Below are 12,399 nucleotides of genomic sequence, written 5' to 3' on the forward strand. Positions count from 1 at the left end.
CGGAACGATGCCGCAGCAGACAAGGCGGGCCGACGTCACGAGGTTGCGCAACACCATTCGATCGGTCAGACCACCGCACCGGCCGCGGCCCGCCCTGCGCTGCGGCCGGAAAAGATGCAGCCGCCGAGGAAGGTGCCTTCCAGCGCCGCATAGCCATGCACGCCGCCGCCGCCGAAGCCGGCTACCTCGCCGACCGCGTAGAGCCCCGGCACCGGCTGACCATCGGCATCGAGCACGCGGCTGTCGAGATCGGTCTCGAGGCCGCCCAGGGTCTTGCGGGTCAGCACGTTGAGGCGCACGGCAATCAGCGGACCGGTCGCCGGATCGAGCATCTTGTGCGGCCTGGCGGTGCGGATCAGCCGGTCGCCGAGATAAGCGCGGGCGCCGCGCAGCGCAGTGATCTGCGCATCCTTGGAGAATGGGTTGTCGAGCTGCATGTCGCGGGCGCGGATCTCGCGCTCGATCTGCGCGACCTCCAGCAGCGGCTCGCCGCCGGCCAGAGTGTTCATGCGGGCCACCAACTTTGGCAGCTCGGCCTCGACGATGAAATCCTCGCCCTTTTCCATAAAGGCTTTCACCGGGCCGGGAATTCCCGACGTCGCGCGGCCCAGCACCTGCCGCCAGCTTTTCCCCGTGAGGTCGGGGTTCTGCTCCGAGCCCGACAGCGCGAACTCTTTCTGGATGATCTTCTTGGTCAGGATGAACCAGGAATAGTCGAAACCCGTGCCCATGATGTGATTGAGCGTGGCTAAAGTATCGAAGCCCGGATAGAGCGGCACCGGCAAGCGTTTGCCACGCGCGTCGAGCCAGAGCGATGATGGGCCGGGCAGGATGCGGATCGCATGCTCCGTCCAGATCGGCGCCCAGTTTTTTATGCCTTCGACATAGTGCCACATGCGGTCGCGGTTGATGACCCGCCCGCCCGCCGATTCCGAGATCGCCAGCATGCGGCCGTCGACATGGTCCGGCACGCCGGTGATCATGCGCTTCGGCGGCGCGCCCAGGCGTTCGGGCCAATTCTGGCGCACCAGCTCGTGATTGCCGCCGATGCCGCCGGAAGCGACGATCACCGCTTGAGCGTGAAGTTCGAAATCGTCAACGATTTCGCGCGAGCTCTTGCGGCCGCGCTCGACGCTGCTCGACTCGAGAACGTCACCACGCACGCCGGTGACGGTCTTACCGCTGCGTATGATCTCGTTGACCCGATGGCGGAATTTGAACTGGACGAGCCCGCGCTTTTGCGCCTCGCGGACGCGCTGTACGAACGGTTCCAACACGCCGGGCCCGGTGCCCCAGGTGATGTGGAAGCGCGGCACCGAATTGCCGTGGCCTGAGGCATTGCCGCCACCGCGCTCGGCCCAGCCGACGACAGGGAAGAATTTTAAGCCCCTCTCCATCAGCCAGGAGCGCTTCTCACCGGCGGCGAAGCCGACATAGGCCTCGGCCCATTGGCGCGGCCAGAAATCCTCCTCGCGGTCGAAGGCGGCGGTGCCCAGCCAGTCTTCGAGCGCGAGGTCGTGCGAATCGCGGATGCGCATGCGCCGCTGTTCGGGCGAATCGACCAGAAAGAGGCCGCCGAACGACCAAAAGGCCTGGCCGCCCAGCGACTGCTCCGGCTCTTGGTCGACGACGACGATCTTTTTGCCGGCCTCGGCCAGTTCGGCGGCGGCGACGAGGCCGGCCAGCCCCGCGCCGACAATGATCACGTCCGCGTCAGCCATGTTTTCCTCCCCCAAACATGCCGGCTGGAGCAATTCCAGGAAAAGTGTGAAGCGGTTTTCCGTCCGGAATTGCGTCGAGACAAAGAGTCAGACAGGCTCCCAGCCGTCTTTGTCGCCGGCGCGGAAGATGGCGTCGATGACCTTCTGATTGAGCACCGATTCCTCCAGCGTGAAGACGCGGTCCTCGCCGCCCAGGGCGGCGCGCGCAAAAGTCTCGCATTCCAGCCTGTATTGCTGCGTGCCCGGGAAGCGGAACACCTGCGCCTCGGTGTGGTTCTGGTTGTGCAATTCGATGCGGTGGTGGTCGTAGAGCCCGGCATTGAAGGGCGAGAAAACCTCGATGAAACCCTTCTCGCCGTGGAAGACCATCACCTGCCGCGCGGCCATCTGCGTCGACAGGTAGAAGGACAGTTCGAAGTCGCCGAAATCGGCGCGGATCGACGAATAGATGTCGGTGCCGAAGGTCTTGTCGCGCTCGATATGGGCCTGGACGCGGATCGGCTCCTTGCCGGTCGAAAACCGCGTCGTCACCGTCGGATAGACGCCGATGTCGGGCAGCGCGCCGCCGCCCAGATCGAGCTGGTTGCGCATGTTCTTGGGGTCGACATTGTAGTAGGAGAACGCGCCCTGCACATGGCGCAGCCTGCCGATGGCGCCGCTGGCGATGAGGTCGCGCACTTTGATCCACTGCGGATGATAGACGACCATGAAAGCCTCGCAGACCAGCACCTTCTTCTGGTCGCGCAGCTTGATCAGTGGTGGAATGTCCTTGGCGTCGAGCGCCAGAGGTTTCTCGACCAGCACATGTTTGCCGGCCTCGATCGCTTTTGCCGTCCATTCGACATGCTGCGAGGTTGGTAGCGGAATGTAGACGCCGTCGACTTCCTTGGAAGCGAGCAAATCCTCATAGGAGCCGAAGGCATGCGGCGCGCCGAAGCGATCGGCAAGCGCGCGGGCCTTCGACAGGTCGCGGCTGGCGATCGCCGACAGCACGCCGTTCTCCGAATCCACAATCGCCGGCAAAAGCTGCTCGCGGCCGATCTTGGCCGTCGACAGAACACCCCATCGGAACATTGTGCTTCTCCATGTCGATTTACCGGCGACGAGGTTTGCCCGAAATCGGCGGAAAAGCCAATGAAAGAGAAGCTCCCTTCCTCGCCCCACGAAGTGGGGAGAGGTGGCCCGGCGAAGCCGGGACGGAGAGGGGCCTTCGTAGGGAGCCGGCGTTCACTGTTTTGGCGCTCGCCGCAGCCTCTGATTCACGGATCGGTGTTGCGCCTTACTCTCGCAGGTTTCTGACGTCGCGAACGGCGTCCCCCGCTCCGTCCCGGCTTCGCCGGGCCACCTCTCCCCCGCTTTCGCGGGGGCGAGGTGGCTAGCCCCTTCTCCCCGTCAGCGTCATGTCGAAGTCGACGACGTTGGAATAGAGCGGCGTGCCGACATCCATGCCGTAGCGGGATCTGAGCACCTTGCCGGTGACATGGAATTTGATCGTCCCCGACTTCAGCCCGTCGAGCTCGGCCGTGAATTTTTCCGGAAATGTCTTGCCGCGCGCCGTCAGCCGGCCGTCGATGACCGCCGTGGTGGCGCTGGTGCGGTTCACACTGGTCGAACGGAACTGGATTTCCGGGTTGTTGGCGGCGTCGAACACCGCGTCGGAACGCAGGAAGGCGTCGATGCGGTTCTGACCGGTGCCGACACTTTCGGGAAAGATTGTGATGTTGACCCGCGAGCGCTCGACATCGCTATTGTCGATGCGGATGTTTCCCTTGAAGCGGGCAAAGGCACCGTCGAACCCGCCGCCCCCGGCCTTGCCCACGGTGAAGCGGATGCTGGAAGCCGCCGGACTGATCGTGTAGCTGCCGGCGGCGTCGCCGAGCGAGACCGCTGCCGCGGCGGGCACGACAAGGCACGCTGCGACAGCCACCAATCCGAGGATGCGCTTATGCATGGGAATAGTCCTTTTCGTGAGTCCAGCGTATTGCTGTCTTCCCGTTACCAACGAACGGGCGACCCGCTCTATTCCCCGTCTGACGAAGGCGTGATCATACGCTCGAGCACGCTGTCGCGCAGCAGGAAATGGTGGCGAAGTGCTGCAGCGATATGCAGCGCGACCAGCGCGATGCCGGCATAGGCGAGATACCAGTGCGCCGCCGTCCAGAAGCCTTCCGCGGCGTCGGATTCGGTGAGCGGCAGGTTGGGCATCACGAACTGGTTGAACGGCATGGTCGGGATTTCCAGCGTCGAGACTGAGACCAGCGCCCAGCCGGAGAGCGGCAGGGCGACTTGGAACGCGTAGAGCGCAAAATGCGCGAGCGGCGCTGTCTTGCGCTCCAGCGTTCCGACCGAAGCCGGCAAGGGCGGCGTCGCATTGCCAAGCCGCCAGGCGACGCGCAGTATGACCAGCCCAAGCAGCAGGAAGCCGAAGGATTTGTGCAGCTGGATCAGCTCGAAGGACATCCGCTGGTTTTCGATCCGCATCATGACGAAGCCGAGCACGAACTGGCCGATGAAGATCACCCCGATCAGCCAATGGAGGACGATCATCGCCCAGCCGTAGCGAGTCGCGGTGTTGGTGATGGAAACCTGCATGGCCGAAGAACGCTGATGGCTCCGGGTTTCTTCCGAAGTGTGCCTTACCCTCCCCCTTGTGGGGAGGGTCGATCCGCATAGCGGATCGGCGTGGGGGTCCTCGTAGGGCGCTACCCCCCGCCCCGTCTCGCAATCTCCGCTTCGCTACGCTTGCGAGCCGACCCTCCCCACAAGGGGGAGGGTGGAGCCTACCCGCTCACCTTGAAGAAATCGACGAAGGCCCGCAACGCCGGCCGCATTTGCCTCCGGCTCGGATAGTAGACGAAGAAACCGTCGAATGACGGGCACCAGTCCTCGAGCACGCGGATCAGCCGGCCGTCGGCGAGCGGGGCGCGGACATAGGGCTCGAAGACGAAAGCGAGGCCTGCGCCGTCGACCGCCGCCTGGGCGATCAAATGGTCCTCGTCGAGGATCAGCGGCCCTTCCACCGCCATCTCGATTTCCTCGCCGTTCTTCTCGAATTCCCAGCGATAGAGGATGCCGCTGGAGAAGCGGAAGCGGATGCAGCGATGGTTGGCCAGATCGCGCGGATGGCGCGGCTTGGGGCTCGTTTCGAAATAGGACGGCGCGGCGACGACGGCACCGCGAAGGTTGGGCCCGATGCGCACCGCGATCATGTCGCGCTGCAGGCTTTCGCCGAGCCGCACGCCGGCGTCGAAGCCGCCTTCGACCACATCGGTAAAGCGGTCCTCGATGACGATCTCCAGCACGATGTCGGGATAGGCGGCAGTGAAGGCGCCGAGCCGCGGCGTCAGCACCAGATGCGCGGCGGTGCGCGGCACGCTGAGCCTGAGATTGCCGGCCGGCCGGTCGCGCGCCTCGACCGCCGTTTCGAGCGCCAGGTCGATCTCGGACAGTGCCGGCCGCAGCCGTTCCAAAAGCTGCGCGCCTTCCTCGGTCGGCGCCACGCTGCGCGTGCTGCGCGCCAGAAGTCGCACACCAAGGCGCGCCTCGAGGCTCGACACGGCATGGCTGACCGCCGAAGGCGCGATGCCCAGCTCGCGCGCGGCGCCGCGGAAGCTCGCGCATTGGGCGACGGTGGCGAGGACGGCAAGTTGGGAAAGGTTCGCTCGGTTCATTGATCTATTTTATAGAACAAGCCGTGCAAAAGAGACACGATTATCGAACGGAATGCAAGGCGCTATCTCCTGCCCATCGCAACAAGGAGACGCGTCATGAAAACCCGCAAGCTAGGAACTGAACTCGAAGTCTTCCCCGTCGGTCTCGGCTGCATGGGCATGAGCTTCGGCTATGGCGGCCAGCCTGAGGCCGAGGCGATCGCCACGCTGCGCCGCGCCGTCGAGATCGGCGTCACCTTCTTCGACACGGCCGAGGTCTACGGTCCCTTTGAGAACGAGATCCTGCTCGGCAAGGCGCTGAAGCCGGTGCGCGACAAAGTGACCATCGCCACCAAATTCGGCTTCAAGATCGCCGAGGAAGGCTCAGGCACCGAGCGCATGATCGGCGTCGACAGCCGCCCCGAGCATGTCAAGGCGGTGGCCGACGCCTCGCTCAAGCGGCTCGATACCGATGTCATCGATCTCTACTATCAGCACCGCGTCGACCCCAACGTGCCGATCGAGGATACGGTCGGCGCCATGGCCGAGCTGGTGCGCGAGGGCAAGGTGCGGGCGCTCGGCCTGTCGGAGGTAAGCGGCGCGACGCTGCGCCGGGCGCATGCCGTGCATCCGATCGCCGCTGTGCAGAGCGAATACTCGTTGTGGAGCCGCGACCCCGAGGACGAGGTTTTTGCCGTCTGCCGCGAACTCGATATCGGCTTTGTGCCCTACAGCCCGCTCGGCCGGGGTCTGTTGACCGGCACCATCGCCAAGCCGGACGCGCTCGGCGCCGGCGACTGGCGCCTCGGCCTGCCGCGCTTCCAAGCCGAAGCCATGGCAGCCAACAACGCCGTCATCGCGGTGCTGGAAAAGATGGCGGCCGAGAAGGGCGTGACATCGGCGCAGCTGGCGCTCGCCTGGGTGCTGCACCAGGGCGATTTCATCGTGCCGATCCCCGGTGCGCGAAAGATCCGCCATCTGGAGCAAAACACGGCGGCGGCCGGGATCGAACTGAGTGCGGCGGAAGTCGCGGCTATCGGCGACGCAATGTCGCCCGACAAGGTTGTCGGCAAGCGCTACACCGAGGAGCTGCTGGCACTGGTGAATGGGTGACAAAGAGGGGCGCTTCGGCGCCCCTTCAGCTGAGAGGTTGGCGCGAGGCACCCCCCTCTGGCCTGCCGGCCATCTCCCCCTCAAGGGGGAGATTGGCAGCTTCGGCGCGCCCCCTCTCTTGAAACGCTGGCGATTTGCGAGAGCCGGCGTGACATCTGATCTCCCCCCTTGAGGGGGAGATGCCCGGCAGGGCAGAGGGGGGTGCCTCGCGCCTGCATATCCTACCAAGGCACCACGCCAATCTCCGGCCAATACTCCTTTGCCCGGCTCCCCTTCGCCTCATGCGTCCGCTGATTGTCCAGCACCCTGTTCGGCGTGATGCGGAACGAGAAAATGTCGTCGAGCCCGAACGGCGCCACGAGATCAAGACACCCGTCTCCATCGAACCGCACCCCGACCGCATGCGTCTTCGACGCGAAATAGCTGACGGGTTCACTCGAGCTCGTATAACGCGGGCATTCCTGTCCGAACTTGACCGGATACCATAGATGCACCCGTGCCTGGTTGCGCACCTCGACCGGCAGCGTCAGTCCCTCGAAATGCCGCGCCGCCCTGCGGATCACCGCGTCCTCGGCTTCGTAGGAAAGGTCGGTATCGTCGAAATAGAACAGGTCGACATCCTTGATGCCGTAGCCCGGCGGCTTGCCGGTCAGATGGTTCCAGACGCTGTTGTACAGCGCGCCGGACACCACCAGCCAATCCGGCAAGGCGAGCGCACGCACCCGCGTCAGTGTTTCGGCAAGCAGCGGGTCGGCCGCGACGATGCCGAGAAACGCGGCGCGCTGCTCTTCGAAGGGAAGGCCGGAATAGCGGAGACGGTTCATCGCCCTTTTGAAGGGCGATTCGCCGCCTGCCGGCAATCCTCACAAGCAATTCCAGGAAAAGTGCGTAGCGGTTTTCCGTCCGGAATTGCGTAAGATGAGAGCAATTCCAGGAAAAGTGCGTGGCGGTTTTCGGTCCGGAATTGCGTAAAAGCAGAGCCTCGCTAGGCCCTCAGCACGCCGCCCGTCTGCTTATTGACGTTCTCGACGATGCGTTTTGCGAGCGCCTCGAAATCCTCGTCGGTCAGCGTCTTTTCGACCGGCTGGATCGAGACTTCGATGGCGATCGATTTCTTGGCCGCGCCCAGCGCAGCGCCCTCGAAGACGTCGAACACCGAGACGCCGGTGACCAGCTTCTTGTCGGCGGCTAAAGCCGCCCGCACCAAAGTACCTGCCTCGACCGACCTGTCGACGACGAAGGCGAAGTCGCGCTTTACCGCCTGGAAAGGCGATAGCTCCAGCTTCGGCTTGGTGCGCGTCGGCTTGGCCTTGGGCTCCGGAACGGCGTCGACATAGACTTCGAAGCCGCAGATCGGTCCGACAACGTCGAGCGTAGCAAGCGTCTTCGGATGGAATTCGCCGAAGGTGCCGAGCACGGTCTTCGGCCCGAGCTTGATCGTGCCGGAGCGGCCGGGATGGTACCAGGCCGGGCCGCCTGCTTCGACCTGCAGCCGGTCGACCGGCGCGCCGCAGGCTTCGAGCGCCGCGATCGCATCCGCCTTGGCGTCGAACACGCCGACTGCTCCCGCATTGCCGGACCAGCTGCGGCCGGAACCGTCGAGCTTGGCCGTGCCGCGCCTGACGCCGGCGGCGACGCGCCGCTGCTGGTCGGCCATGTCGCCCTCATAGGTGCCGGAAACCTCGAACAGCGCCACGTCGCCGATGCCTCGATCGGCATTGCGTTGCGCAGCAGCGATCAACCCCGGCAGCAGCGAGGGCCGCATGTCGGACATGTCGGCGGCGATCGGATTGGCGAGCTTCAGCTCGTTCTGGCCGCCGCCGAACAGCTCGGCGTGCTTTGCCGGGATGAACGACCAGGTGACGGCCTCCATCATGCCGCGCACGGCCAGCGCGCGCTTCGCTGCGCGGGTGCGGATCTGCAGCACAGTCAGGATCTTGCCGTTGACCGCGTCATGCGAGGTCAGCGGCTGCGGGGCTATGTTGTCGACGCCGTGGATGCGCATCACTTCCTCGACGAGGTCGGCCTTGCCGTCGACATCGGGGCGCCAGGACGGCACCTTCACCTCGGCGGCGTCGCCCGAACTGCGCGGCTCGAAGCCGAGCCGCGCCAGGATGCCGAGCGCTTCCTCTCTTGGCACCTCGATGCCGGTCAGCCGCTTCACTTCCGAGAGCGGGAAGAAGATGATCTTCGGCTTGTGGCCGGCATAGCCCGCCACCTCGATTTCCGTCGGCGTGCCGCCGCAGAAATCGAGCACCAGCTTGGTGGCGAGCTCGACGCCGGGCACCATGAATTCGGGATCGACGCCGCGCTCGAAGCGATAGCGCGCATCGCTGATGATGCCGAGCGCGCGGCCGGTGCGCGCCGTCGCGATCGGGTCCCAAAGCGCCGATTCGATCAGCACGTCGGTGGTGTTCTCGTCGCAGCCCGAATGCTCGCCGCCCATGATGCCGGCGATCGATTCGACGCCATCGTCGTCGGCGATCACGCACATTTCCGGCGTCAGCGTGTATTCGCGCCCGTCAAGCGCCAGCACCTTCTCGCCGTCCTTGGCGCGGCGCACGACGAGATTGCCTGCGACCTTGTTGGCGTCGAAGACATGCAGCGGCCGGCCGCGGTCGAAGGTGACGTAGTTGGTGATGTCGACCAGCGCGCTGATCGGCCGAAGCCCGATCGCGATCAGCCGCTGCTGCAGCCATTTCGGCGACGGGCCGTTCTTCACGCCCTTCACCAGCGTCAGCGCGAAGCCGGGGCAGAGTTCCGGCGCCTCGATCTTGACCTTCACCGGGCACATCCCTTCGCCGGCATGCGGCATGATCGCGCCGCCGGTGAGGCGGCCGAGCCCGCTCGCCGCGAGATCGCGCGCGATGCCGTAGACGCTGGTCGCGTCCGGCCGGTTCGGCGTCAGGTTGATCTCGATCACCGGATCGTCGAGATGCGCATAGGCCGCGAAACTGGTGCCGACTGGCGCATCCTGCGGCAAGTCGATGATGCCGCTGTGCTCGTCCGACAATTCCAGCTCGCGCTCCGAGCACATCATGCCGTGGCTCTCGACGCCGCGGATCTTGCCGACCGAGAGCGTCACGTCGATGCCGGGGATATAGGTGCCGGGCGCAGCAAAAGCGCCGATCAGGCCGGCGCGGGCGTTGGGCGCGCCGCACACCACCTGCACCGGCGGCTTGCCGTCGCCGGTGTCGACGGTGAGCACGCGCAGGCGATCCGCGTCGGGATGCTGCACGGCGGTCAGCACTTTAGCGATGACGAAGGGTTTCAAGCCCGCCTTGTCATCGACATGTTCGACTTCGAGGCCGATCGCGGTCAGCCGCTCAACGATCTCGGCAAGCGAAGCGTCGGTCTCGAGATGGTCCTTGAGCCAGGAGAGGGTGAATTTCATGACAGTGTTCCGTCGGGTCTGGGTACGCTGGTCCGGAGATGGCGCGGCAAGTCGTCCGGCATGTGCAGGAAGGGAAGCTGCTCGCGCACATGGGCATGCAGCGTCGGCCTGAAATAGGCCGGCATGTCCATGGCGCCGAGCATGAAATAGATGTGGCCGGCCAGCCGCTCGTCGACATAGGCGATCGGCGAGCCGCAGACGCCGCAGAACGAGCGCGTCACCGGGCCGTTCTCGAATGTCTTCAGCGACTTGCCGTCGAGCGCGATCTGATCGGCCATGAAGCCGACGAAGGCCGACACCGGCGCGCCGCTGGCGCGCCGGCAATCGCTGCAATGGCAATAGCTGATGTGGTGCGGCTCGGCGGACGCCTCGAACCGTACCGCGCCGCAGCGACAGCCGCCGGTGTGCGGGGCGGTCATGTGGAAAGCCCTCCGAACAGCGTCGGCAGGTCGAGCGGCCTGAAGCCGTAATGCGTGAGCCAGCGCACGTCGGCGTCGAAGAAGGCACGCAGGTCCGGCATGCCGTATTTCAGCATGGCGATGCGGTCGATGCCCATGCCCCAGGCGAAGCCCTGATATTCGTCGGGATCGAGCCCGCCGGCGCGCAGCACGTTGGGATGCACCATGCCGCAGCCCAGGATCTCCATCCAGTCGGAGCCTTCGCCGAAGCGCACTTCGCCGGGCCGCGAGCGGTCGCACTGGATATCGACCTCGAGGCTTGGCTCGGTGAACGGGAAGAAGGACGGCCGGAAGCGCATCTTGACCGACGGCACCTCGAAGAAGGCCTTGCAGAACTCCTCCAGCACCCACTTCATGTTGGCGACGTTGGCTGTCTTGTCGACTACCAGTCCCTCGACCTGATGGAACATCGGCGAGTGCGTGGCGTCCGAATCCTGCCGGTAGGTCTTGCCGGGGATGACGATGCGGATCGGCGGCTTTTGCCGCTCCATGGTGCGGATCTGCACCGGCGAGGTGTGTGTGCGCAACAGCTTGCGCTCGCCCTTCTCGTCCGGCTGGAAGAAGAAGGTGTCGTGCATCTCGCGCGCCGGATGGCCCTCGGGGAAGTTCAACGCGGTGAAGTTGTAATAATCGGTCTCGATGTCCGGACCTTCGGCGATGGCGAAGCCGAGGTCGCCGAAGATCGCCGCGATCTCGTCGATCACCTGGCTGATCGGATGGATGCGGCCGCGCTCGGCCGGCGACTGGCGCACCGGCAGCGTGACATCGACCTTCTCGGCGGCAAGCCGTGCGGCGATAGCGACGTCCTTCAGCTCCGCCTTGCGCGCCGTCAGCGCTTCGGTGACGCGGTTCTTCAGCCCGTTGATCGCCGGACCCTTTACCTGCCGCTCCTCGGCGCTCATCGCGCCGAGCGTCTTCAGCATTTCGGAGACCGAGCCCTTCTTGCCCAGCGCCGAGACGCGCACCGCCTCGATCGCCTGCTCGTCGGTCGCGGCCGCGATATCGGCCAGAAGGGAATTTTCGAGAGTGTCCATGTCGCTCATGTTCCGGACCCGATTGGAAGCAAAGAAAAACCCGCGCCAGCCCTGCCAGCGCGGGTTTCCCAAATCAAGTGTCGAAAAGCTTGGGAAGGCGCTGGTTAGGCTACAGCGCTCTCAAAAGCATTCGGCGTGGTGTTCTTCAGATATTCGAGCGCGACCTTGGCCTTGGCGACAAGTGCTGCGAAAGCCTGCGGCTCGTGGATGGCCATGTCCGAAAGCACCTTGCGGTCGATCTCGATGCCGGCCTTGTTGAGGCCGTCGATGAAGCGGCCATAGGTCAGGCCGTGCTCGTGCACCGCTGCGTTGATGCGCTGGATCCACAGCGCGCGGAACGAGCGCTTGCGGTTCTTGCGGTCGCGGTAGGCGTACTGCAGCGACTTCTCCACCGCCTGCTTGGCGATGCGGATGGTGTTCTTGCGGCGGCCGTAGAAACCCTTGGCGGCTTTCAGGACCTTCTTGTGCTTGGCGTGGGCGGTGACGCCTCTCTTTACGCGTGCCATGTCATGATCTCCTTAAAAGCAATTCCAGGAAAAGTGCCTAGCGGTTTTCCGTTCGGAATTGCGTAAAAAACAAAAGCTGTTCCGGACCGAATGCCTTAGAGGCCGTTCGGCAGAAAATTCTTGATGACCTTCTTGCCGTCCGGTTCAGCCAGAACCATCGTGCCACGGGCATCGCGAATGAACTTGTTGGAACGCTTGATCATGCCATGACGCTTGCCGGCGGCAGCCGACAGCACCTTGCCGGTGGCAGTAATCTTGAACCGCTTCTTGGCGGCCGATTTGGTCTTCATCTTGGGCATTTTGCTACTCCGTATCGTGGGCGCACCATCGCGCTTCTTGTTCGCTTCGGGCCGACCAGAGCCCGAAAAGCAAATGAAACCGCCACGGCATGCCCTGCCGGGCGGTTCTTCCTTTTTGTTCTGCGTACCGTGTTTGCCGAAAATCGAAACGATTTCCGGGCCGATACGCGGAACGGCGGTCCTATAGATCAAAGACGGCCTGCGCGCAACACCTCAGGCCATGC

General features: G+C 64.6%; 12 protein-coding genes. 1 reads left to right on the forward strand and 11 read right to left on the reverse strand.

The window, feature by feature from the left end:
* Positions 1 to 65: 65 nt before the first annotated feature.
* The 5 genes from RFM40_RS05605 to RFM40_RS05625 all read right to left on the reverse strand — a co-directional run bounded on the left by RFM40_RS05605 (position 66) and on the right by RFM40_RS05625 (position 5,392).
* Positions 66 to 1,721, reverse strand: coding sequence for an FAD-binding dehydrogenase (locus RFM40_RS05605; RefSeq protein WP_320225219.1), 1,656 nt, complete (start codon positions 1,719 to 1,721; stop codon positions 66 to 68).
* An 87-nt stretch (positions 1,722 to 1,808) separates the two neighbouring features.
* On the reverse strand, positions 1,809 to 2,795 hold the full coding sequence (locus RFM40_RS05610; RefSeq protein WP_320225220.1) for a Gfo/Idh/MocA family protein: 987 nt from the start codon (positions 2,793 to 2,795) through the stop codon (positions 1,809 to 1,811).
* A 301-nt stretch (positions 2,796 to 3,096) separates the two neighbouring features.
* Positions 3,097 to 3,672 carry a YceI family protein gene (locus RFM40_RS05615; protein WP_320225221.1) on the reverse strand — a complete coding sequence of 192 codons (576 nt, stop codon included), beginning with the start codon at positions 3,670 to 3,672 and terminating at the stop codon, positions 3,097 to 3,099.
* A 68-nt stretch (positions 3,673 to 3,740) separates the two neighbouring features.
* Complete coding sequence (locus RFM40_RS05620) at positions 3,741 to 4,313, reverse strand: cytochrome b (protein WP_320225222.1); 573 nt, start codon at positions 4,311 to 4,313, stop codon at positions 3,741 to 3,743.
* 188 nt (positions 4,314 to 4,501) lie between these two features.
* On the reverse strand, positions 4,502 to 5,392 hold the full coding sequence (locus tag RFM40_RS05625; RefSeq protein WP_320225223.1) for a LysR family transcriptional regulator: 891 nt from the start codon (positions 5,390 to 5,392) through the stop codon (positions 4,502 to 4,504).
* Positions 5,393 to 5,488: 96 nt separating this feature from the next.
* On the opposite strand from RFM40_RS05625, the gene RFM40_RS05630 reads away from it, so the two are divergent.
* Positions 5,489 to 6,484: an aldo/keto reductase gene (locus RFM40_RS05630; RefSeq protein ID WP_320225224.1), complete on the forward strand. Its 996-nt coding sequence runs from the start codon at positions 5,489 to 5,491 to the stop codon at positions 6,482 to 6,484.
* 221 nt (positions 6,485 to 6,705) lie between these two features.
* On the opposite strand, the gene RFM40_RS05635 is transcribed toward RFM40_RS05630, so the two are convergent.
* The 6 genes from RFM40_RS05635 to rpmI form a co-directional block, all read right to left on the reverse strand.
* Complete coding sequence (locus RFM40_RS05635) at positions 6,706 to 7,308, reverse strand: nucleotidyltransferase family protein (protein ID WP_320225225.1); 603 nt, start codon at positions 7,306 to 7,308, stop codon at positions 6,706 to 6,708.
* Between the two features lie 161 nt (positions 7,309 to 7,469).
* Positions 7,470 to 9,878: a phenylalanine--tRNA ligase subunit beta gene (pheT, locus tag RFM40_RS05640; RefSeq protein WP_320225226.1), complete on the reverse strand. Its 2,409-nt coding sequence runs from the start codon at positions 9,876 to 9,878 to the stop codon at positions 7,470 to 7,472.
* Positions 9,875 to 10,297 carry a GFA family protein gene (locus RFM40_RS05645; RefSeq protein WP_320225227.1) on the reverse strand — a complete coding sequence of 141 codons (423 nt, stop codon included), beginning with the start codon at positions 10,295 to 10,297 and terminating at the stop codon, positions 9,875 to 9,877. Before RFM40_RS05645 ends, pheT begins: the two co-directional genes overlap by 4 nt.
* Positions 10,294 to 11,379, reverse strand: a complete 1,086-nt coding sequence (pheS, locus tag RFM40_RS05650) for a phenylalanine--tRNA ligase subunit alpha (protein ID WP_320225228.1) — start codon at positions 11,377 to 11,379, stop codon at positions 10,294 to 10,296. Before pheS ends, RFM40_RS05645 begins: the two co-directional genes overlap by 4 nt.
* Positions 11,380 to 11,474: 95 nt before the next feature.
* Positions 11,475 to 11,876, reverse strand: a complete 402-nt coding sequence (gene rplT / locus RFM40_RS05655) for a 50S ribosomal protein L20 (protein WP_040968947.1) — start codon at positions 11,874 to 11,876, stop codon at positions 11,475 to 11,477.
* A 95-nt stretch (positions 11,877 to 11,971) separates the two neighbouring features.
* Positions 11,972 to 12,175, reverse strand: a complete 204-nt coding sequence (gene rpmI / locus RFM40_RS05660; RefSeq protein WP_027166935.1) for a 50S ribosomal protein L35 — start codon at positions 12,173 to 12,175, stop codon at positions 11,972 to 11,974.
* Positions 12,176 to 12,399 lie beyond the last annotated feature (224 nt).

This window comes from Mesorhizobium captivum, from assembly GCF_033977165.1.
Classification (GTDB): Bacteria; Pseudomonadota; Alphaproteobacteria; order Rhizobiales; family Rhizobiaceae; genus Mesorhizobium; species Mesorhizobium captivum.